This window comes from Thalassospira profundimaris WP0211 (genome assembly GCF_000300275.1).
Taxonomy (GTDB): Bacteria; Pseudomonadota; Alphaproteobacteria; order Rhodospirillales; family Thalassospiraceae; genus Thalassospira; species Thalassospira profundimaris.
Window position 1 is genome coordinate 498891 of sequence record NZ_AMRN01000002.1, and the last position, 23376, is coordinate 522266.

17 protein-coding genes are annotated in these 23376 nt (G+C 54.1%); 10 read left to right on the plus strand and 7 right to left on the minus strand.

The genetic code is table 11. The features are described 5' to 3' along the window. Positions 1 to 15: 15 nt before the first annotated feature. On the minus strand, positions 16 to 753 hold the full coding sequence (locus TH2_RS06505; protein ID WP_008889611.1) for a TerB family tellurite resistance protein: 738 nt from the start codon (positions 751 to 753) through the stop codon (positions 16 to 18). 270 nt (positions 754 to 1023) lie between these two features. On the opposite strand from TH2_RS06505, the gene TH2_RS06510 reads away from it, so the two are divergent. The 3 genes from TH2_RS06510 (at position 1024) to TH2_RS06520 (ending at position 5942) form a co-directional block, all read left to right on the plus strand. Continuing rightward, a complete protein-coding gene (locus TH2_RS06510) occupies positions 1024 to 3021 on the plus strand; it encodes a methyl-accepting chemotaxis protein (RefSeq protein WP_008889612.1) in 1998 nt (665 codons plus the stop codon). Positions 3022 to 3331: 310 nt separating this feature from the next. Then, a complete protein-coding gene (locus TH2_RS06515) occupies positions 3332 to 5293 on the plus strand; it encodes a methyl-accepting chemotaxis protein (RefSeq protein WP_157193878.1) in 1962 nt (653 codons plus the stop codon). Positions 5294 to 5432: 139 nt separating this feature from the next. Beyond that, complete coding sequence (locus tag TH2_RS06520) at positions 5433 to 5942, plus strand: winged helix DNA-binding protein (RefSeq protein WP_008889614.1); 510 nt, start codon at positions 5433 to 5435, stop codon at positions 5940 to 5942. A 63-nt stretch (positions 5943 to 6005) separates the two neighbouring features. On the opposite strand, the gene TH2_RS06525 is transcribed toward TH2_RS06520, so the two are convergent. Next, complete coding sequence (locus TH2_RS06525; RefSeq protein ID WP_008889615.1) at positions 6006 to 6758, minus strand: SDR family oxidoreductase; 753 nt, start codon at positions 6756 to 6758, stop codon at positions 6006 to 6008. Positions 6759 to 7028: 270 nt separating this feature from the next. Between TH2_RS06525 and TH2_RS06530 the strand changes: the two genes are divergently transcribed. The 5 genes from TH2_RS06530 to TH2_RS06550 all read left to right on the plus strand — a co-directional run bounded on the left by TH2_RS06530 (position 7029) and on the right by TH2_RS06550 (position 15684). Further along, positions 7029 to 8003, plus strand: a complete 975-nt coding sequence (locus TH2_RS06530) for a TRAP transporter substrate-binding protein (protein WP_008889616.1) — start codon at positions 7029 to 7031, stop codon at positions 8001 to 8003. A gap of 141 nt (positions 8004 to 8144) precedes the next feature. After that, a complete protein-coding gene (locus TH2_RS06535) occupies positions 8145 to 8657 on the plus strand; it encodes a TRAP transporter small permease (RefSeq protein ID WP_008889617.1) in 513 nt (170 codons plus the stop codon). 9 nt (positions 8658 to 8666) lie between these two features. Beyond that, a complete protein-coding gene (locus TH2_RS06540) occupies positions 8667 to 9968 on the plus strand; it encodes a TRAP transporter large permease (protein ID WP_008889618.1) in 1302 nt (433 codons plus the stop codon). 69 nt (positions 9969 to 10037) lie between these two features. Continuing rightward, on the plus strand, positions 10038 to 13679 hold the full coding sequence (locus TH2_RS06545) for a hydantoinase B/oxoprolinase family protein (protein WP_008889619.1): 3642 nt from the start codon (positions 10038 to 10040) through the stop codon (positions 13677 to 13679). 328 nt (positions 13680 to 14007) lie between these two features. Next, positions 14008 to 15684 carry an FMN-binding glutamate synthase family protein gene (locus TH2_RS06550; protein ID WP_008889620.1) on the plus strand — a complete coding sequence of 559 codons (1677 nt, stop codon included), beginning with the start codon at positions 14008 to 14010 and terminating at the stop codon, positions 15682 to 15684. A gap of 713 nt (positions 15685 to 16397) precedes the next feature. On the opposite strand, the gene TH2_RS06560 is transcribed toward TH2_RS06550, so the two are convergent. The 5 genes from TH2_RS06560 to TH2_RS06585 all read right to left on the minus strand — a co-directional run bounded on the left by TH2_RS06560 (position 16398) and on the right by TH2_RS06585 (position 20706). Then, positions 16398 to 17530 (minus strand): IS3 family transposase gene (locus TH2_RS06560; RefSeq protein WP_086013190.1). Its coding sequence is split into 2 segments (ribosomal slippage): positions 16398 to 17281 and positions 17281 to 17530, totalling 1134 coding nucleotides; the frame shifts between segments, so codons are not numbered across the junction. Continuing rightward, positions 17505 to 18434 carry a ParB/Srx family N-terminal domain-containing protein gene (locus TH2_RS06570; protein WP_157193880.1) on the minus strand — a complete coding sequence of 310 codons (930 nt, stop codon included), beginning with the start codon at positions 18432 to 18434 and terminating at the stop codon, positions 17505 to 17507. Before TH2_RS06570 ends, TH2_RS06560 begins: the two co-directional genes overlap by 26 nt. Before the next feature lie 112 nt (positions 18435 to 18546). Then, positions 18547 to 18804, minus strand: a complete 258-nt coding sequence (locus tag TH2_RS06575) for a YjhX family toxin (protein WP_008889624.1) — start codon at positions 18802 to 18804, stop codon at positions 18547 to 18549. A 233-nt stretch (positions 18805 to 19037) separates the two neighbouring features. Continuing rightward, on the minus strand, positions 19038 to 19514 hold the full coding sequence (locus TH2_RS06580; RefSeq protein WP_008889625.1) for a GNAT family N-acetyltransferase: 477 nt from the start codon (positions 19512 to 19514) through the stop codon (positions 19038 to 19040). A gap of 157 nt (positions 19515 to 19671) precedes the next feature. Beyond that, positions 19672 to 20706, minus strand: coding sequence for a sensor domain-containing diguanylate cyclase (locus TH2_RS06585; protein ID WP_238538668.1), 1035 nt, complete (start codon positions 20704 to 20706; stop codon positions 19672 to 19674). Between the two features lie 249 nt (positions 20707 to 20955). Here TH2_RS06585 and TH2_RS06590 point away from each other — a divergent pair, with 249 nt between their 5' ends. Together TH2_RS06590 and TH2_RS06595 are read left to right on the plus strand one after the other, a co-directional pair. Continuing rightward, complete coding sequence (locus tag TH2_RS06590; protein ID WP_008889627.1) at positions 20956 to 21663, plus strand: TIGR00266 family protein; 708 nt, start codon at positions 20956 to 20958, stop codon at positions 21661 to 21663. Positions 21664 to 21939: 276 nt separating this feature from the next. Then, positions 21940 to 23343, plus strand: coding sequence for an FAD-linked oxidase C-terminal domain-containing protein (locus tag TH2_RS06595; protein WP_008889628.1), 1404 nt, complete (start codon positions 21940 to 21942; stop codon positions 23341 to 23343). Positions 23344 to 23376 lie beyond the last annotated feature (33 nt).

Below are 23376 nucleotides of genomic sequence, written 5' to 3' on the forward strand. Positions count from 1 at the left end.
CGAAGATCGAACGCGCTAGCGGATGCCGCGCTCTTTGCGGATTTGATCCCAGGCCGCATTGATCCGCGCCATCTTTTCGTTGGCCTGTTCGATGAATTCCGGCGGCATGCCCTTGGCCATCAGGGTGTCTGGATGGTTTTCGCGCGACAGTTTCCGATGGGCCGATTTCAGGTCATCGTCACTGGCCTCACGCGTCAGACCAAGCTGTTCATAGGGATCCGGGCCGTCTGACGCAGTGAAGGCATGATGAACCCGTTCAAAGTCAACCTCGGCAAAGCCAAAGATATGGGCGACCTTTTTAAGGTAGTCCTGTTCGGCCGGGTGCAGTTCGCCGTCGGCCATGGCGATTTGATAAAGCGCCTCAAGCACGCCTTCAAGGATGGCGCGTTCACCGCGAAACATGGTGGCTATCTGATGGGCATAGACCTCAAACCCGTCAGAGGATGATCGCGCCATGTCAAAGATGCGGCCGACATTCTTTTCTTCGCCCGGCGGGATGTGGAATACGCGTTTGAAGGCGTTGACTTCATCGCGGCTCACATGGCCGTCAACCTTGGCCATTTTGGCGGCCAGCACGACCACACCGGTTGCAAAGGCGATCTGGCGGGGATCATGCCCGCCAATTTGAGGCCCGCGTGCATTGCTTTTGATCTTGTCAACGACATGACCGGCCGCCGCGCCGAGAATTGCACCCAATGGTCCGCCCAGGGCAAAGCCTGCAGTTCCGCCAATAATTTTGCCCCAGATGCTCATGGGTGATCTTCATCCTGTTTGTTGTAATCCGGTGCGGTCGATTGGCTGAATGGATAGGTGATTAATCGGTGCCAATACCCGCGCAAAGCACAAACATAGTGCGCAGACGACGAAAAGAAATGACCTAATTTGCGGGAATTTTCGCCAAAGGTAGAGGGAATTAGTAATTAGTCTATACTTTAGTCTTTATATATCTACTGATGGTAGAATGTTTTATGGTTCTGAAAAACAAAATATAAAACCAAGAACCGGAAAATAAGGGGTGGAAGCATGTCTTTCTTGTCGCGAATGAAGCTGGTTTACCAGATCTCGCTGCTGAGCATCGTTGCTCTGGTGATTTTCGCCATCGTCGGGATCACACAATTCGTTGCCGATCAACAGCGCCAGTCAGCGCAATTGATCGCCAAGGCTGCGAGTGAGGATTCCCAGACGGTAAGCATTGTCTCGCGTGCGTTCCTCGATGCGCGTCGCCACGAAAAAGATTTTGTTATTCGACGAAGCGAGGAATATGTCACTGCCCACGCCGAAGCTGCCGCACAAATCCGGGCCGGTCTGGAAAAGCTTTCCGGACGTGAAGAACTTGGGGGCCTTCTTGAGCAGGTCGAGCAGGTTCAGACAGCCGTCGATAATTATGTTTCGGAATTCGCCACTGTCGTTGAACTGCAGCGCAAGGTTGGTCTGGACGAGAGTTCGGGCTTGCTGGGCGAAATGCGCAGTGCCGCATCCGAAGTCGAAACTGCTTTGGCAGAAGTGGCCAAGCTTGAAGCGATGCTGGGACTGAGTGGCACCAAGGACCTGTCGATTGCCGTTTTGCAGATGCGCCGCGATGAAAAGGATTTTCTTGCCCGTCTGGATCCGGCCTATGTCGAAAGTGTCGAAGCAACTTCCAAGCAGTTCTCGGCTGCGCTTGAGCGCGCCGGCAGCATTCAGGATGAAAAGAAACAGCAGCTTGGCAAGCTGATGGATTCATATCTGGCGGATTTCAAAACCCTTGCCGATGCTGTTCTTGAACGTGAAGAATCCCTGGAACGCCTCAGCGCATATTACGCTGCGGTCGAGCCTGTTCTGGAAACATTGGGCAATGAAGTCCGGACCGTTGCCGAAAACATGCAACAACGCGCCGAACAAATCGCTCATAGCGGGGTTCAGGTTACCTTTGCGATCTTTATCGCCGGTGCGATCATCATGATCCTGATGTCGATGGTTCTTGCGCGTGCCATCGTTCGCGCCATAACCGGGTTGACCGACAAGATGGCCCGGTTGGCCAAGAACGACTTTGACGTCAAACTGGATGAAGCCGATCGCAAGGATGAAATCGGCGAAATGGGCCGGTCTGTGGTTGTCTTCCGCGAAAACGGTCTGGAGCGGCAAAAGCTTGAAGCCCAGCAACGCGAACTTGACGAAAAGCAGCGTCAGCGTATTGAAAAGCAGGAACAGCACATTCGCGAATTTGACGATGATGTCGTCGCAATGATGAGCGAAGTGGGGACTGCCGTTCAACAGCTGCATTCCGTCTCCGAAGTTCTACGCAACAGTGCAGCCACCGCCAATGAACAGTCGACAACTGTTTCTGCGGGCAGTGAAGAAGCATCGTCAAACGTGCAACTTGTTGCAACGGCGGCGACGGAGCTTTCGGCCTCTATCCACGAGATCGCCGGGCAGATCAGCGATACTTCGAAAATGGCTGCGACGGCAAGTGATCGTGCCCAGACAACCAACGATGACATTCAGGGCCTGAATGCGGCCGCCGTCCGCATTGGCGAAGTCATCAATCTGATCAGCGATATCGCCGAGCAAACCAACCTTCTGGCACTGAACGCCACGATCGAAGCCGCCCGTGCCGGTGATGCTGGCAAGGGATTTGCCGTGGTCGCAAGCGAGGTTAAAAACCTTGCCAATCAGACCGCCAAGGCGACCGAGGACATTTCAAGCCAGATCAATGATATCCAGCAAGCGACACAGTCGGCGGTCGATGCAATTGATAGCATCGTTCAGATGATCAAGGATATCAGCGAGCGGGCATCTGCGGTGGCCGCGGCCGTCGAACAACAGACCGTTGCGACCAGCGAGATCTCCCAGAATGTCGAACAGGCCGCATCGGCAACCACCGAAATCTCGAACGCCATGCAGGGGGTTTCGTCGGCGGTGGCAGAAACCACCGAGGCTGCCGATGATGTGCGTGGTTCGGCCGATAATCTGGGTCGTCAAAGTGATGGTCTGAGTGAACGTATCGATAACTTCCTTGCAAGGATGCGCTCGATTTCATAGGCCGCCTGCAACAAGCATCATTTCATGTCTGCAACTGCAACAAGAGGAAAGAGCAATCTTTCCTCTTGTTTTGTTGTGCCTCACACCAAATGTGATTCAGTTGAGTAAGAGACAGGCACCGGGCAAGCATCAATTATGTCTTGCCACGGCTTAGAGGCCGAAATGGTTTCCCGACATATGGGGCAAGGTTCCCCCGATTTGATCTGGCGGGCGCGATAGGTGTCTTTATTTCGTTGTTGAATAGAAACCTGCGCTGATGCCAGCGGGCGACAAGCTGTGGCAAAGGCTGGGCAACTGCTTGGGGGCCAAGATGAACTTTCTTTCCCGAATGAGACTTCTCTATCAAATATCGCTGATCGGCGGGGTGGCACTTTTGATCTTTATCGTCGTTGGTGCTGTGCAATTCATCGCAGAGCAACAAAGACGGACCGCCGAAGACGTTGCCGAGAGTGCGTTGGAAAACAAACTGGTTGCTGATGCGGTTTCGCGTGAATTCCTGAATGCACGTCGGCGGGAAAAGGACTTCCTGCTGCGCATGGATGAAAAATATGTTTCCGAGCATGCCAGTGTCGTCCAAGACGTTAATGCTGGCCTCGAGCAGCTTGAACAGGCGCCGGAACTGAACGCGTTTGATGCACAGCTCCAGGAAATCGTGACAGCCTTTGCCAACTATGACGCGAAGTTCGCGGTGGTTGTCGGTTTGCAGCGAGAAATCGGGTTGAACGAGGAAGAAGGGCTTCTGGGACGGCTACGTTCCTCGGTGCATAATGTCGAAGAGGCGCTCAAGAAATATAGTGCCGACAACCTTACCGTAATCATGTTGATGATGCGCCGCCACGAGAAGGACTTTCTCGCACGGCTTGATCCAAAATATGTCGGTCGGATCGATGACCGCCTTGCCGAGTTCGGACCGGCATTGGCCGCCTCAAACATTCCCGCCGACGAGCAGGATAAAATCACCGACTTGATGAAGTCATATGTCGCTGACTTCAAGGCTCTGTCTGAAAAGATCCTGCAACGCGAAGCAGAGCTCGGCTTTTTGTCCGACTATTATGCCGAGGCTGAACCGATCCTTAATGAACTCAGTCAGTCGATTGGCGAAATCGCACAGACCCAAAAGCAAAGAGCTGACAGCATTGCAGAAACCAGTCTGACGGTTTCGGTCATCATGTATTCAATCGGTGTTCTTGCGTTGATGGGGCTTTCGTTCTTGTTGGCGCGCGCCATTGTCAGCGCGATCAGCGGTTTGACCAACAAAATGACCCGACTGGCTGAAAACGACTTTGATGTCGATATCAACGAAGTGAAGCGGGCGGACGAAATTGGCGAGATGGGGCGTGCGGTTCTGGTGTTCCGCGAAAACGGTATCGAACGCATCAAGCTTGAAGCGGCGCAAAAGGCCGAAGACGAAAAACGCCGCAAACGCATGGAGACGCAGGAGCGCTATATTCAGGAATTCGATCAGGCGGTGGTTGCCGTCATGGCCGATGTCGGAATAGCGGTGGAGCAACTCCATCAGGTGTCGAACGTATTGCGTAACAGTGCTGAAACAGCGACCAACCAGTCGATGGCGGTGTCTTCCGGTGCGGAAGAGGCTTCTTCGAATGTGCAGTTGGTTGCCACGGCCGCAACCGAACTTTCGGCTTCTATCAACGAGATTTCCGGTCAGGTCACTGAAACGTCAACCATGGCACAGTCCGCAACCGAGCGGGCGCGCAATACCAATGACAATATCCAGGGACTTAATGATTCTGCGATCAAGATTGGCGAAGTCATCAGCCTGATCAGTGATATTGCCGAACAAACCAACTTGCTGGCCCTCAATGCAACGATTGAGGCTGCCCGGGCGGGGGACGCTGGCAAAGGCTTTGCCGTCGTCGCAAGCGAGGTGAAAAACCTTGCCAATCAGACGGGCAAGGCAACCGAGGAAATCACATCCCAGATCAATGATATCCAGCAGGCCACCAGCCTTGCCGTCGATGCAATCGACGAGATTGTCAAAATGATCTCAGACATCAGCGAACGTGCAGCTGCGGTGGCGGCCGCGGTTGAACAGCAAACTGTCGCCACCAGCGAGATTTCGCAGAACGTGGAGCAGGCCGCCGCCGGGACAGAGGAAATCTCGGCTGCCATGCAAGGGGTGTCTGCAGCTGTCAATGAAACCAACGAAGCGGCTGGCAACGTCAACGTTTCGGCCAACAACCTTGGTCAACAAAGCGGTGACTTGCGGTCGCAGATTGATGGTTTTCTCGAACGGATGCGCACACTTTAACGGTGAATTGCCGATAAGTATAAGGCGGCAGGGGCTTTACCTTGTCGCCTTTATCGCGATAAAATGCCGACAAACTTCCAATGAACGTGGTCAGAACCTATGTTGGTGACCGGGAATACTGCATTACAGGGAACGTCGGATGGCTGATAAAACACGTATCGTCTCATCGTCACATCTTGTCTCGGAACGCGCAGCCGAACTGTCGGAACTTGAATTTGCGTTGATCCTGTCAGGGAATGCATTTAACCGTTGGATGGTGCGGTGCATGCGTGCGGCGGGTATGCCCGATGTGTCGGTTCTCGATATTCTGGTGCTGCACAATGTCAATTCCCGTGAACGGGAAAAAAGCCTGTCTGAAGTGTGCTTTGTCCTGAATGTCGAAGACAGCCATCTTGTGAACTATTCCCTTAAAAAGCTCCGCAAGCTTGGACTGGTCGAGGGTGTCAAACGCGGCAAGGAAGTGCATTACGCGACCACCAAGGAAGGCCGTGAAATGTGCGAGAAATACCGCCAGGTCCGCGAGGATTGCCTGATTGAGACTTTCCAGCGGCTTGGCGTCAACAGCGAGGAAGTCGGGGATGTCGCCAAGACTCTTCGCGCGATTTCCGGTGTCTATGACCAGGCATCACGTGCAGCAAGCGCGATGTAAGTCGCGCCGCTGATACCGCTGCCAAGGCTTGTCCCCAGAAATCCGCGATGTCTCGGGACAGCACTAAGGCTGAATTGGTAACAGGGTGCGGTTGTAGGTCGGGGACATCACGATTTCGTTGAAGCAGACCCGCATCGGTGCCCCGACGACATAAGTCACGATTTCTGCAAGATCGCTTGGCTTTAAAAGACGATCAAGTTCTTCCTGTTCTATCGGGACCGGGCGTTGCTGCAAGATCGGGGTGGCAACCTCGCCCGGCGAAATGCAGCAACAGCGGATGTTGTTGTGCAGTTCTTCCTGATTGATGCTGTGGGACAACTCCACGACACCGCGCTTGGATGCAATATAGGCCGGGCCTGCGACCGGGAATTCATGCTTTGCGGCCCAAGACGCAATATTTATGATCAGTCCGTCTTTTTGATCGCGCATCAAGGGCAGGGTCGCGCAAACGGTGTTGGCAACACCGTTCAGATTGACAGCGACGATACGTTGCCAGTCTTTGATATCAAGATCGCGCCAATGCCGTTTCGGGGTGTTCACACCAGCACAGTTGATCAGCGCATCAATTTTGCCCATCGCGCTTTTGATTTTCGCGACCGTTTCAAAAACCTTGTCGCTGTCACTGATGTCGAGCGGGTAAATTTCAACTTTTCCCCCGCTTGCCGCAATGTCATCTGCAACTTGCCGAAGTGTCTCTTCGCGCCGCGCCGAAAGGGCAACGTGCGCCCCGCCAGCCGCCAGAGATTTGGCAATTGCCTCACCGATGCCGCTACCGGCACCTGTAATCCAGACAGACTTCCCCGAAAGATCCGGCATTGGATTTTCCCCACTTGTTATTTGTTTGATCGCTAGTTGAATGCCCCCGACAGGCAACAATAACAACAAAAATATCAGACGAATGGTCGGTTTTTGCGGGTTCACGCAGGCGGGGTTCTACGGTGTTGTTTCCCGGATTTCGCATATCTGCTATGAATTAAAGTTGACAATTTGTCGGCAAAATGTGATCAATGTGTCGGGAGGCTACTTTGGAGTCTCGATACGCGATAACGTGTATCGGCTTGCATCACACACAGGGAGACTTGAAAAATGTTGAAAAAAGCACTTTCGACTGTCGCAGTCGCAGCGATCACCATGTCAGCCGGCTTTGCATCCGCTGAAGAAACCTGGGACATGGCGACACCGTATCCTGACGCGACTTTCCACACCCAAAACATCATCGAATTTGCCAAGGATGTGAATGAAGCATCCGGCGGTGAGCTGAGCATCACCGTTCATTCCGGTGGTTCGCTGTTCAAGCATGCTGACATCAAACGTTCGGTTCAGCGCGGCCTGGTGCCGATCGGCGAAACCCTGATTTCGCTGCTGGCCAACGAAAACCCGATCTACACCGTTGACGCGATCCCGTTCCTTGCGACGTCTTATGAAGACGCCAAGAAACTTTGGGAAGTATCGCGCGAAGGCATCGAAGCAGCCCTTGCAAAAGACGGTCTTAAAGTTCTTTACGCTGTTCCGTGGCCGGCACAGGGCCTTTACACCGCAAACGAAGTCAACAGCGTTGCAGACCTCGATGGTGTCAAGTTCCGCGCCTATAACGCCACCACGTCCGAACTGGCATCGCTGACCGGTATGGTCGCGACCCAGGTTGAAGTTCCGGAAATCCCGACCGCCTTTGCAACCGGCATTGTCGAAGCGATGATCACCTCGCCGTCGACCGGTGCCAACTCCAAGGCATGGGACTTTGTTTCGAACTTCTATGACGTTCAGGCATGGCTTCCGAAAAACATGGTTATCGTAAGCGAAAGCGCATTCGATGGCCTGTCTGCTGACGTTCAGGCTGCTGTTCTTGAAGCCGCTGCCAAAGCCGAAACCCGCGGCTGGGAAATGAGCATGGCAGAAGCCGAAGAGAAAAAGAAAATTCTCTCTGAAAACGGCATGAACGTTGCTGCACCGAGTGCAGAACTCAAAGACGGTCTGGCAGCAGCTGGTGACAAGATGGTCGCTGGTTGGCTGGAAAAAACCGGAGATGAAGGCCAGGCCATCATCGACGCGTTCAAGAACTAAGCACCAGTTCTTGCCAATTGTCGGGGCCGGACGGGTGTCGTCCTCCGTTCGGTCCCGGACAATCCGCACATTTTAATGTTACTGTCCGTTAGGTACGATACGTCGCTTTGGGGATGATCGTTGGCGGAAAGGGGGACTGCTGTGCGCAGACTGCTAGATTATTTATTCAAATTCAGTGCCGTTTTGGCGGCCGCGTTCCTGGTAATCATTGCGCTGCTGATCCTCGCCCAGTCCTTGGGGCGTCTTGTCGGGATCGCCGTTCACGATGCCAATGAATTGGCCGGGTTCTCGCTTGCTGCCGGTACGTTCCTTGCCCTTGGCCCGGCGCTGCGCGCGGGCACACATATCCGGGTCATGATTGTCCTTTCGCACCTTAAAGGCCGTGTCCGTCGGACAATGGAAGCGATCACGCTGTTGGCTGCGATCTATCTTGCCGGTTATTTCGCCTGGTGGATGGCGGTTCTGGCCGAGGAAAGCTTTTCGTATGGCGATACTTCGCCCGGCGTTCTGGCCTTCCCGCTGTGGATCCCGCAAACCGCCATGGCTTTTGGACTGGTTGTCTTTACCATCGCTCTGCTCGAAGCATTTGTTGATCTTCTGGCTGGCCGCGAACCCGCTTTTGTCGGCGGCGAAGCGAACGATCTGAACGAGTAGGGGGCGGTCATGGACGTACTTCAAATCGGTCTTATCCTGATGGGCCTGCTGTTCCTGTTTCTGGGCGCTGGTCTGTGGGTTGCACTTGCACTTTTTGCCATTGGCGTCTTTGCCATTGATGTTTTCACCAGTGCGCAAACCGGTCCGATCATCGCGACAACCGCATGGTCAAGCCTTGCGACCTGGTCACTGGCACCGCTGCCGCTGTTTATCTGGATGGGTGAAATCCTTTTCCGGTCCCGCCTGTCCGAAGACATGTTCACCGGGCTTGCCCCGTGGTTGAACAAGCTTCCGGGTCGGTTGCTACATGTAAATATCCTGGGCTGCGGTATCTTTGCTGCTGTGTCGGGGTCGTCGGCGGCAACGGCGGCCACCATCGGGCGCATGTCGATCCCGGAACTTCGTAAACAGGGCTATGCCGACAGCCTGATCCTCGGAACCCTTGCCGGGTCGGGTACGCTGGGTCTTCTGATCCCGCCGTCGATCATCCTGATTGTTTATGGTGTTTCGGCCGAACTTTCGATTGCCCGTCTTTTCATTGCCGGCGTGATCCCCGGTGTCATGCTGATCATCATGTTCATGAGCTTCGTTGGCATCTGGGCCACGATCAACAAGGACAAGATGCCCGAAGCTGCCCCCAGCATTCCGTTTGCTGAAAAAATCCGTGCATCCGGCCGCTTGATCCCGGTCATTGTTCTGATTGCGGCTGTCATCGGCTCGATCTATGGCGGGGTGGCAACCCCGACAGAGGCCGCGGCATTCGGTGTCGTCGGTGCGTTGATCCTCTCAGCCCTTAGCGGGTCGCTTTCCAAGGAAAGCCTGCTTGATGGCATCATGGGTGCCACCCGCACGTCCTGCATGATCTGCTTTATCCTTGCGGGTGCCGCGGTATTGACGGTTGCCATGGGCTTTACCGGTGTGCCGCGTGAATTGGCCGCATGGATCGCCCAGATGGAGCTGTCGCCCTATGCGCTGCTCGGTGCGTTGACGATCTTCTTTATCGTTCTGGGATGTTTCCTGGACGGTATTTCGGTGGTGGTTCTGACAACCTCTGTGATCCTGCCGATGGTGCAGGCCGCTGGCATCGACCTGTTGTGGTTCGGCATTTATGTCGTGCTGGTGGTCGAAATGTCACAGATCACGCCACCGGTCGGCTTTAACCTTTTCGTTCTGCAAGGCCTGACAGGCAAGAACCTGTTCAAGATTGCAGTTGCTGCCTTGCCATTCTTCTTCCTGCTGTTGTTTGCCGCCCTTTTGATCACCGTATTTCCGGGGATCGTTACCTGGCTGCCAACGCAAATGAGTGGCTAACAGTTCATGATTTGAACTGACCAAAATACTCGAATTTTCTGACTACAGATGCCTGAAGGAGTGAGCATCATGGCCCCGCTCGACCAAAATTCGCCCGCCTCGCAGACCACCGGACAGCCGAAATGGCAGTTCTGGATCGATCGCGGCGGCACATTTACCGATATCGTTGCCCGCAAACCAAATGGCGCGCTTGTCACCCACAAACTGCTGTCGGAAAACCCCGAACGGTATAAGGACGCCGCTATTCAGGGCATCCGCGAACTGCTTGAGGTCGCCGACGGCGAGAAAATCCCGGCCGAGAAAATCGAAGCCGTCAAAATGGGCACCACGGTTGCGACCAACGCCCTGCTTGAACGCAAAGGCGATCGCACGGTTCTGGTCACCAACAAGGGCTTCCGCGATGCGCTGCGTCTGGCCTATCAGAACCGCCCGCGCCTGTTTGATCGCAACATCATTCTGCCCGAAACGCTTTATGAAACCGTGATCGAAACCGCTGGCCGTTTTGACGCGCAGGGTCATGAACTCGAAGGGATGGACCTCGATACCCTTCGGGCTGACTTGCAAAAGGTCTATGACAGCGGCATTCGTGCCTGCGCCATCGTTTTCATGCATGGTTATCGCTATACCGCCCATGAACTGGCCGCCGAAAAGGTTGCCCGTGACATCGGCTTTACCCAGGTTTCCGTCAGCCATCAGGTCAGTCCGTTGATGAAGCTGGTATCGCGCGGCGATACCACCGTGGTTGATGCCTATCTGTCGCCTATCCTGCGTCGTTACGTTGACCAGGTCGCCTCCGAACTGGGCGGCGTGAAATTGATGTTCATGCAATCCAACGGCGGTTTGACCGATGCGGTCAAGTTCCAGGGCAAGGATGCAATCCTGTCCGGTCCGGCTGGCGGTGTGGTTGGCATGGTCCGTACGGCAGAAATGGACGGCTTCAAACAGGTCATCGGTTTTGATATGGGCGGCACATCGACCGACGTTTCGCACTATGACGGCGAATACGAACGTGATTTCGAAACCCAGGTTGCTGGTGTGCGCATGCGCGCGCCGATGATGAAAATCCACACGGTTGCGGCCGGTGGCGGTTCAATCCTGCATTTCGATGGTGCGCGTTTCCGTGTTGGCCCGGACAGTGCCGGTGCAAATCCGGGCCCGGCGGCCTATCGCCGTGGCGGTCCGCTGGCGGTGACCGATATCAACGTCATGCTGGGCAAGGTCCAGCCGGACTTCTTCCCGAATGTCTTTGGCCCCGAAGGCGACGAGCCACTTAATGCCGACGCCGTGCGCAAGGGCTTTGAGGAAATGGCGGCTGACATCGAAAAGAACACCGGCCAAATCCGCACCCCCGAAGAAGTCGCCGAAGGCTTCCTGCGCATTGCCGTTGAAAACATGGCAAACGCCATCAAGCAGATCTCGGTTCAGCGTGGCTATGACGTCAGCGACTATATCCTGCAGTGCTTTGGCGGTGCTGGTGGTCAGCATGCCTGTCAGGTTGCCGATACCCTTGGCATGACCAAGGTCTTTGTTCATCCGTTCGCTGGTGTTCTGTCGGCCTATGGTATGGGCCTTGCTGATATCCGTGCGATGCGTGAACAGGCGGTTGAGGGCAAACTTGCCGCCGAAGGCCTTGCTGATCTCGATAAGCAGCTTGATGCCTTGGCGATTGATGCGCTGGCGGAACTGAAAGAACAGGGCATTTCGGATGACAAGATCAGCCTGCTGAAACGCCTGCATCTGCGTTATGACGGTACTGACACCCCGCTGATTGTTGATTTCGGTGATGTCGATGCCATCACGGCCCAGTTCGAAGAACAGCACAAACAGCGTTACGGCTTTGTCATGACAGGCAAGCCACTGGTGGTTGAGGCCGTTGCAGTTGAGGCGATTGGCGAAACCCAAAGCCTTCCGGCATCGTCGGCTGAACTCGATGGTGCGGAGGTTATGCTCAAGCCGCTTGCGACCCGTCCGGTCGTCTTTGATGGCAAAACCGAACAGACCCCGTTCTATAAACGTGAAAACCTGAAACCCGGCGCGACGGTGCGTGGCCCGGCCGTGATTGTGGAGCCGGTTGGCACTACCGTGATCGATCCGGGCTGGGAAGCCAAGGTCAACGGCCTTGATCATCTTATCCTGAATCGTGTCGTGCCCATGAAACGCTCCGAGGCGATTGGCACCCAGGCCGATCCAGTGATGCTTGAAGTGTTCAACAACCTGTTCATGAACATCGCTGAACAGATGGGTGTGACGCTTGCCAACACCTCATACTCGGTCAACATCAAGGAACGTCTGGACTTCTCATGTGCGGTGTTTGATCAGGAAGGCCTTCTGATCGCCAACGCCCCGCATATGCCCGTCCACCTTGGCTCGATGGGTGAATCGGTTCAGGCCGTGATTAAAAACAACGACGGCAAAATGAAGCCGGGCGATGTTTATATGCTCAATGACCCGTATAACGGCGGTACGCACCTGCCTGACATCACGCTGATCACCCCTGTGTTTGGTGATGATGGCAAGGAAGTGCTGTTCTATGTTGCATCGCGTGGTCACCATGCCGATGTCGGCGGTATTACGCCGGGCTCCATGGCGCCAAACTCGCGCGTTCTCGAAGAAGAAGGCGTTCTGATCAACAACTTCAAACTGGTTGATCAGGGCACGTTCGATGAAAAAGGCCTGACCGATCTTCTTGAAGGTGCGAAATATCCGGCACGTAACCCCTATCAGAACATCGCCGATCTGCGTGCACAGATCGCGGCCAATGAAAAGGGTGTGCAGGAACTGCGCAAGATGGTCGATCACTTTGGTCTTGATGTCGTGCATGCCTACATGCAGCACGTTCAGGACAACGCCGAAGAAAGCGTACGTCGCGTGATTGATGTCCTGAAGGACGGTGAATATGCCTATGAAATGGACAATGGCGCGGTTGTTCGCGTCAAGGTGACCATCGACAAGGCAACCCGGTCGGCGACGGTTGATTTCACCGGTACGTCCGATCAGCTTGATAACAACTTCAACGCCCCGTCGGCGGTGACCCGTGCGGCTGTGCTTTATGTCTTCAGAACGCTTGTTGATGATGACATTCCGCTCAATGCCGGGTGCCTGAAGCCGGTCAATCTGATCGTGCCCGAAGGATCGATGCTTAATCCGCGTTATCCGGCCGCCGTTGTCGCCGGTAACGTTGAAACCAGCATGCATGTCACCGATACGCTGTATGCCGCCCTTGGTGTGCTGTCGGGTGGTCAGGGCACGATGAACAACTTCACCTGGGGCAACGATACGCACCAGTATTACGAAACCATCTGTGGCGGTACCGGTGCCGGTCCCGACTTTGATGGCACGGCGGCTGTTCATTCGCACATGACCAACTCGCGCCTGACCGATCCGGAAGTCCTTGAATGGCGCTTCCCGGTTCTGCTCGAAAGCTTCGAAATCCGCAAAGGATCAGGTGGCAAAGGCAAACACAAGGGTGGCGATGGTGCGATCCGCCGTGTGCGCTTCCTCGAAGACATGACCGCATCCATCCTGTCCAACCACCGTCGCGTACCGGTTCAGGCTTGTGCTGGCGGGGAGCCCGGTCAGCTTGGCCGCAATGCTGTCGAACGCATCGATGGCACTGTGATCGAGCTTAAGGGCACCGACGGTGCGGAAATGCATCGGGGTGATGTCTTTGTCATCGAAACCCCGGGTGGCGGGGGCTACGGCAAGGCCTGATCGGCCCCTGCATTACCAGATGTCGTGGACCGGGAACGTGTTCCCCCCTTAAACACCTGTTTGTTTCCGGTCCCCAAAGCCGCCTTGCTTCCCTGTTGCAAGGCGGCTTTTTCTTGATGTTGGTGCAAACGTTCCCACATTCAGATCAAATGGGGGGCAATTAGGGTTTAGACCCTGAAATCAACGACATTGCCATTGAGGCCCGTGATCAAATCAACGATGATCATGGATGTTGCTGCTATCTCGGATACGAAGGGTCAGATGCCTCCCCGCACAAGGCGGCTTTTCGTGGATCAGATCGGCCTGAACAGGACAGGAAGAGAGCACCGTGAAATTCTTCATTTTGAACCAGCGCTACTTCGTGATGACGGGTGTTGTGGTTTTGGCTTTGGCCTCTGTGATCTTGGCGAGTGCCGTTGATGTCTGGTTCTGGGTGCCTGCGGTCATTTTCGGGTTGCTGGTGCTGGTTGGCATTCACGACCTGTATCAGAACAAGCATTCCATCCTGCGCAACTATCCGATCAGTGCGCATATCCGCTTTATCCTCGAAAGCTTCCGTCCGGAAATCCGCCAATACCTTCTTGAAAGCGATCAGGATGAAATCCCGTTCAGCCGCCAGGCTCGCGGTCTTGTCTATCAGCGCGCCAAGGGTGTCGAAGACAAACGCCCGTTTGGCACGATCGAGGAAGTCTATAAATCCGGCTATTCGTGGATTACCCATTCCGTCGCGCCCAAGCACATCACCGATACCGATTTTCGGGTGCGCGTTGGCGGCCCACATTGCAAGCAGCCCTATGATTGCAGCCTGTATAATATCTCGGCCATGAGCTTCGGTGCACTGTCGGGCAACGCAATCCTGGCGCTCAACAAGGGCGCCAAAAAGGGCGGGTTCGCCCATGATACCGGCGAAGGCAGCATTTCACGTTATCACCGCGAAGGGGGTGGTGATCTGATCTATCAGGTCGCGTCCGGCTATTTCGGGGCGCGCAACGAAGATGGCAGTTTCTCCGAGGAAAAATTTGCCATAACTGCCGCCGACCCGCAGGTCAAAATGATCGAGGTGAAACTTAGTCAGGGCGCAAAACCCGGCCATGGCGGCATGTTGCCATCGGCCAAGATTACCGCCGAAATTGCCGAGGCCCGCGGCATCCCGATGGGACAGGATTGCGTGTCGCCCGCGGCCCACAGTGTTTTCTCAACCCCGATTGGCCTGATGGAATTCATCGGCCGTCTGCGCGACCTTTCGGGGGGCAAGCCGGTTGGTTTCAAACTTTGCATCGGGCACCGCCGCGAATTCATGTCGATCATCAAGGCGATGCTGAAAACCGGCATCACGCCCGATTTCATCGTCGTAGATGGCAAGGAAGGCGGCACTGGTGCCGCCCCGGTCGAATTTGCCAACCGGGTTGGCATGCCGATGCAAGAGGGCCTGACCTTTGTCCATAATGCGCTCCGTGGTGCTGGTGTCCGCGATCAGATCAAAATTGGCGCGGCGGGCAAGATTGTCTCGGCCTTCGATATTGCCCGAACGCTGGCGTTGGGCGCAGACTGGTGTAATGCCGCACGCGGTTTCATGTTTGCGCTGGGCTGTATTCAGGCCCAAAGCTGCCATACCAACTGCTGCCCGGTCGGGATCGCGACACAGGATAAAATCCGCCAACGCGCCCTTGATCCGGGCGACAAAAGCGAACGTGTCGCGCGCTTCCACAAAAACACCATGCATGCACTGGCCGAAATCACCGGTGCTGCCGGTTTGACCGACCCGCGCAACTTCATGCCCTATCACTTCATGGTGCGACAGAAAGACAACGAGTTTGTTGATGGCAACGAAGCCTATCCGTACCTGCCGGAAGGCTTCCTGTTGCAAGATACCGAGCTTCCGGAACTCCACGAATGGCATTCCCGTTGGGAACGTGCCTCCGCAGAAACCTTCGATCCGAAGGAAATTCCGTTTGGCCCCTACAAACGGGCACAGGCGATTGCGGGCGAGAAGGCTGCTCAGTAGAGCATGGTTGGTTATGTGTCTCCAGAGGTTAGTTATTCTCTAAGAAGTAATCAAAAATAGGCAAAAACACCCCGCAGACTATTTTCAATCTCTCTGGGGTCAAGTTGCCGAAGCCACCATGGATGTTCTGTTGTAACTCGAAGATCGTCCCGTCGTTGTTTGCGTTTTCAACAGATCGTATGAGTTGTCGTGGCGTTGTGATTCCAGATTTTTTCTTGTGAACACAAAACTTAATCAACTCGTCGAGTGAGGGTTTGTCTGAGTGTTTCTGCTTTAATTCTTCAAATAGCCCAGACTTTCTCACTTCAAGCAACAACCCTCGCTCAAGTATTGCTCGCGTGAGAAATGATAGGGAAATGACCTGTTCTGGCTTCAGTTGACTGATGCGTTTTGCTTCTGACGCTAGTTGCTTAAGTCGGGGATCAGAAGTGTTTGAGTATCGTAGTGTGTTTAGCAGTCTGGGCCTGTCATAGCGCGATCCGTCACCCCCATCAGTGCTTTGTCCGGAATCCTCTGTTCGATCTTCGGTAACTTGTTGTGCGGGTATGTTTGGGTCCGCTTCTAAATGAGATCCGCCGGTTGTAACTGTGTCTTGAGCATCGTCAGGTGGCGTCAAGTTGAAAGCGAAGTTTGAGTTTACCGCAGGCGCTCTACGAGGAAATCGCTCGTTAAGGTAGTTGAATAGCCCCTGGAATTGTAGACACCCGGTTTGATCAGATTTTTCGTCTTTCGAATTCGACGGGTGACAACATCCCGTTGGTACTATGTTTGCGCTTCGGGTTGTAGAACATTTCTATGTAATCGAAGACATCCTGACGTGCCTCATCCCGTGATTTATAGACCCTGCAGCGGATGCGTTCGCGTTTAAGCAAGTTGAAGAAACTTTCGGCAACAGCATTGTCATAACAGTTCCCACGGCGGCTCATACTATGTTCAAGATTGTGCTGACGAAGGAAAGCGGCCCAGTCGATGCTGGTATATTGGGAACCCTGATCAGAATGGATCAGCACCCTGTTCTTTGGCTTACGCCGCCAGACGGCCATCAGCAAGGCTTGCAGAACAACCTCTGTATCTTGTCGCTGCTTCAATGCCCAGCCAACCACCATGCGGGAATAAAGGTCAATTACGACGGCAAGATACGCAAATCCTTCCTGTGTCTTGATATAGGTGATATCGGTCACCCAAACGGTATTTGGTCTGGCGGTATCAAACTGCCGATCCAGTTTGTTGTCAGCGACGACAGCCGGTTTGCCGCCATATTTGCCGGGACGCTTCTTGTAACCGATCCGGGCGCGTATGCCTGCATTGCGGGCCAGTCGGGCAACACGGTTCGGACTGCAACTCTCTCCCATATCCAGCAGATCATCATGGATTTTGCGGTAGCCATATACCTGACCGCTGTCTTCCCATATCTGGCGAACAAGCGCGGTCTGCCTTTGATCTTCCAGAAACCGGGCGCTGTGTGGTTTCTTCTGCCAGGCATAAAAGCCACTGGGATGAACCTGCAAACACCGGCACATGGTGCGCACCGAGTAGACCCGGCGATGCTGGTCAATAAACGCGTACCTCATTTTGCATCCCTGGCGAAGTACGCGGTTGCCTTTTTTAGAATATCGCGCTCCTCGGTGATCCGCGCGAGTTCTTGCTTCAGGCGGCGTATCTCGGATGATTGTTGATCAGCTTCAGCAATCGTATCAGGGGACTTGCTGAACTTCTTCTTCCACACATACAGGGAATGTGTGCTGACACCGAGACGAGCAGAAACTTCCGCTACTGAGTAACCTCGTTCTGTAATCTGGCGAACGGCATTGATTTTGAACTCATCGGTAAAATGACTCTTGGGCATCGTAAACTCCTTGCCTCACTTTATAAGTGATGGGGTGTCTACAATTCCAGGGGCTATTCAAGTCTCTCACGGCGGTATTTCGTGTGTATCGATAATCGATATTGAGCCGTTGAGATATCAGCGTGTGCTGCACGATTCTTTTGCAGACTTCGTCTTTGTCAGGAAAGTCGTGATTGATTTCGCCAGCGTCGCTGAACAAGACATGTCCAAAGTGAGACGAAATCACATTGTTGGTTAAAACGTAAAACATAATGTCTAGGTCAACTGCGTCGTCCCAAATGACATCTTGCTCTTTAGGAGACCACTTCAGCATCGAATAGACATAGGTAAAAATTCTACCGAATGCCTTCAGTTTATAGAGATTTCTCGTACTAACTCCGAGGTTTTCTGCTAGCGCCTCAACGTCGTTGCCGAACCTCAACCTACTCTCAACGTATCTGATCTTCTTGCGAGTGTTCCAAGAGAGTTTTCCAAATTCATCAATGTGAAGTTTTGCAATTATCTCGTCTGCAGTCGGTCTGGAATCTGCAATACAAGCATGCAAACTTGAGATCGACTCCCGCGTTTGCTCGTCAATCTTTGGGATTTCACTCTCGTTACCTGCGCCACCAATAAGATAGGGTTTGCAGAGTAGCTTGCATGCAGCGACCCTTCTATTACCCTCAACTACAATGTATTTTTCATCTTCAATTGGTATACAGATAATGCTTTCATGAGGGTATAGGTTCTTATAAGCGGCAATGTTTCGCGCTAAACCGATAACATTCTCATGCTGGACCAAATAAGCGAGTGCGGCGACATCCGAACTTTGATTATGTGGTCCTAGCCTCGGATTTTCCGAATCAAGCATGATATCTTTAAGCGGGATTGATTTCTTTTCCCACTGCATTTCAGAAAATGCCACTTGACCCTCTCTGGCTTATCAATTGTGCTTCAATTATTACACTCTTTAAATATGCAACATGTCAACTATAGGTAGTTCAAAGCCCGGCTGCCAAAGCAGCCGGGCTTTGCTGTTAGCGTTGACATAGTTCTGCGCGAACTGCGAGCAATCCTTCACGGGTAATGCGGTAAGGTCCGCCGCCTTGTGATCGGATCAGTCGGCGTTTGCGCAGCTTCTTGAAGACTTCAAGCGTACAGGCGGTCAGAAACCAGCCGTCGCGGGTGATGCAATCTGCTTCAAGAACATGGTTTTTGTCGTCCTTGATCACTTTGATCAGGCCGCCTTGTGCGAGTGCATGCAGCACGCGCTGTTCATTCTTTGAAATATTCATCGGTCAGAGTCCGAAAACCAGTTGGGAAAACGGTTTTCGATCGGGACGGGCACAACAGTACCGGTCACGCGCACCCGATTTAAGGTCGGGCAGGCGGTCCGATCTGCTGATCAGCGGTCTGGAAGCAGGAAAGACGCTAGGCTGTCAAACCGCGATCAGCGGCTGTGCCGGGACTCTGACATAAAATCTCCGATTAAGGTTCGGACGAAAAATTGTCCGATTGCGCGCATTTGTCAAGCCGCACGCTGCATTTCAATCATCGGCACTTTCTGGTCATTGATCGGGCCTGTGACCATAAAGCCGAACTTGCGGTAAAACGCCTTGGCGCGTTCATTGGCCGCCGGAACGGTCAGGCGCACATTGCTGCGCACACCGCGTTCGGCCAGGGCATCAAGGGCGGCAATCATCAATGCCTTGCCCGCACCAGTGCCTTGGGCTGCGGGATCGACAACGATCCAGCGGATTTCAGGGGCATCATGGATGGCAATGACATAGCCCAGAAGATTATCGTCGCGGGCTGCGACATAGACCGAGTGATTGTCAGACAGCACACTGGCGGAAAAGGCATCAACCGCCATTTCAATCCCACTGCGGGCATGGATGCTGGTTGTCTCATCAAGGTCTTCGACCAGACAGCCGAGCTCTATCGTGCGTTCGGAAATCGCACGTATTTCAGGCAGATCGTCTGCGGTGCCTTTGCGTATTTGCATGTCGTGCGCTCTAAGTCATTGTTCTTTCGGGTCAGACCCTTTGAGATCAGTTTCACTCAAAAACAATACCGGGAGGTTAATGACACACTGCCCTCAAGGGTGGGGATGACAGTTCGGATGTGCACAGACAGTGGTTGGGCCAAGCGCTGCTGCGTGATTATTTGCGGCGGCTTTTTTTGTCGCGATACATCTCGAGATCGGCAATCGCCATCATGTCCTCAAGGCTTTTATCAAGCGGCTCGAAGAAGACCGACGCACCAGAACTGATTTGCGGTGTTTCGCGGATCGGGGATTTCGCGGTCGGCACAGTAAGTTTGACGTGATCAAGGGCGTTGCGCACCCGGGTCACAATCGTCGTCAAATCGCCGCGATTGCGCACATAGCCCAGAACGGCGAATTCATCCCCACCGATGCGCCCGCAAATATCAACCTCGCGGATGCTGTCCGTGATGGCCTTGCCAACGGCACGAAGGGCGGCATCCCCGGCGGCATGGCCGTAATCATCGTTCCAGTGTTTCATGTCATCAAGATCGATAAAGATGATCCCGATATTGTGGTGATAGCGCTTGGCGATGCGGATTTTCTGATGGGCGAGCATCTCAAACCCGGCGCGGTTGTTCATGCCGGTCAGCGGATCGGTCATCGAAAGATTGCGCATGATTTCGTATTGCTCATAAAGGCGCAAATCGGCTTCGATCAGGTCGCGAAAGACCTCCATCAATTCCTGCAACGGGTTTTCATACTGCGTGGCCTTGGTGTCAAACACGCAAAGTGTCCCGAAAACCAGGCCGTTTGGCCACAAAAGCGGCACCCCGAAATAGGAAATATAGCCTTCTTCGACGACTTCGGGGTTGTCGGCCCATTCGGGCTTGTTGCTGGCGTCGGGTTCGTAAAAGGCTGACTTTGTGGCAACCACCCGCCGACAATACAAATTGGCGTCAAGCGATTGCGGTTTTCCCGAAACTTCGGGAAACGGATTTTCCGGGTTCTTGCTTGTCAGGGCGGCGCGAAAACCGATCTTGTCATTGTATTCGACAACATATCCGGCCGTGGCACCAAGAAGCTGCGTCATCAGATCGACGACACGCTGCCACTTATCAAGCGACGCCTTCATCACCTCGTCCTGAGTGATCCAGTCGAATTTCCTAAGCAAGACCATCGCAAGTGCCTTTGTCCGAGACCGATCAGTCACCCTGATCGCCGAGATATACATAATAGCATAGTACTATTAGGAATATCGGAAACGTCTTAACAAAATGCTTTCGCTTCAACATCTTGACGATGGTGTTTCAGTCTCACGTATAGTTCTGCAAAATTGATGGTCTTCGCTGGGTTTGGGTGTGTCTGTCGTGTTTTCGCCCCTTTTTCTTGCGATTGAAACCGCGAGGTTCCAAACTTGCCCGTAAAGCACGTTTAATTCAGAAAAACAGGAGACGCCCAGATGGCAGACGTGATCGATTATACGGTCCATGGCGAAGAGATGCAGCTGGTTGAAATCGAACTCGATCCGGGCGAAGGCGTCCGGGCGGAAGCCGGCGCCATGATGTATATGAGCGATGGCATCGCCATGCAGACCGGTACCGGTGGCGGGCTGTTTTCTGGCTTCAAGCGCATGCTGACGGGCGAGGGGTTCTTTATCACAAGCTTTGTCCATGAAGGATCGGGCAAGGGGCATGTTGCCTTTGCCGCCCCCTATCCGGGCAAGGTGGTGCCGCTTGATCTGGGTGAACATGGTGGCGAGATCATCTGTCAGAAGGACGCTTTTCTTTGTGCTGCCTCGGGCATTGATATTGATATCGCCTTTTCCAAAAAGCTCGGCGCAGGTCTTTTTGGCGGCGAGGGCTTTATCCTTCAACGTCTGAGCGGCGATGGCCTGGCCTTCATGCATGCAGGCGGCACGATTATTCGCAAGGACCTTAAGCCGGGTCAGACGCTTCGGGTGGATACCGGTGCATTGGTCGCGATGACGCCATCGGTTGATTATTCGATCAAGTTTGTTGGCGGGTTTACCAACGCGCTGTTCGGCGGCGAAGGCCTGTTCGTCACGACCCTGGAAGGGCCGGGGACGGTCTGGCTGCAAAGTCTGCCATTCGCGCGTCTGGCAGACCGGATTGCCGCCGCCCTGCCGCAGGATCGCAACAAGGGCTAGGGCATCGGGCCCTGCGTAGTCCGATGCCGTTTCATGCTGTCAAAAACGGGTGGAGATATCGCCAGAACTTGGGCTTGCGCGATATCTCCACATCCTTTTCAGATCCCGACTACGAGAATTTTTTGCAAGGTTTGGGCAAAAGGTAATACCAATTTCGGGCATCTCGGCGTAGGGTGTTTGCCAAATTTCTGTCCGGTGCTGTCTTCCCCACAGATTTGAGGCGCACCGGGAAGCGACAGCCGCCATCAGGACCACACAGGCCGAAAGAGTAAAATCATGTCAGTTCGTCAGTATGAACGTATCGAAACCCCGGAAAGTCTGATCAATGCATTGCGCGAGATGCTTGGTGATCGGCTTTCAACGGCTGCATCCGTGCTTGAACAGCATGGCAAGGACGAAAGCTGGCATGAAGCATCGCCACCCGATGCGGTGGTCTTTGCCCACTCGACCGAGGAAGTGGCCGAGGTGGTCAAGCTCTGTGCTGCCCACGAAGTACCGATTGTGCCGTTTGGTACCGGATCGTCGCTTGAAGGGCATGTTGCGGCGCTTCGCGGTGGTATCTGCATTGATGTTTCACAGATGAACAACATCCTTGAGGTCAATAACGAGGATCTTGATTGCCGCGTTCAGGCCGGTGTGACCCGTGAACAGCTGAATGATCATCTGCGCGATACCGGTTTGTTCTTCCCGATTGATCCGGGTGCCAATGCCTCTATTGGGGGCATGACCGCGACCCGTGCCTCGGGCACCAATGCGGTGCGATATGGCACCATGCGTGAAAACGTCCTTAGCCTGACCGTCGTGACGCCGGATGGTAAAATCATCAAAACGGCCAACCGCGCGCGCAAATCATCGGCGGGTTATGACCTGACTCGTCTGTTTGTCGGTTCCGAAGGGACGCTGGGTGTCATTACCGAAATCGGCCTGAAGCTTTATGGCATCCCCGAAGCAATGTCGGCTGCCGTCTGTGCCTTCCCGACGGTGGAAGATGCGGTCAACACCGTCATCCTGACCATTCAGGCGGGTATTCCGGTTGCGCGTATCGAGTTTCTTGATCCGTTGCAGGTGCGTGCGGTGAATAACTATTCCAAGCTCGACCACAAGGAAGCCCCGACCCTGTTCTTTGAATTCCATGGCACTGAGGCCGGGGTGAAGGAACAGGCCGAATTTGTGCAATCGGTCGCCGAGGAATTCGGGGCCGAGGAATTCCAGTGGGCCACCCGTCAGGAAGACCGCAACAAGCTTTGGGCCGCGCGCCACAAGGCCTATTACGCGTCGCTTCAGCTTGAACCGGGCAAGGCCGGCATGCCGACTGATGTTTGCGTGCCGATTTCCAAATTGGCCGAGGCGATTTCTGAAACCCGTGCTGATTGTGATGCCAGCCCGCTGACCTGCACGATCATCGGTCATGTCGGCGATGGCAACTTCCACACCCTGATCCTGCTGGATCCCGAAGATCCGGCTCAGATGGAAGAAGCCAACCGTCTGCACAAACGCATGGTCGAACGGGCGCTTAAACTTGGCGGCACCTGCACCGGCGAACATGGCATTGGTTATGGCAAGCTTGATTTCATGGTGACCGAGCATGGCGAAGACACCATTGCCGTCATGCGGGCGATCAAAAACGCCCTTGATCCCAAAGGTCTGATGAATCCGGGCAAGCTGATCCCCGGTCTTTGATATCATCAGACCAATAGGGATATCTCATTGAAA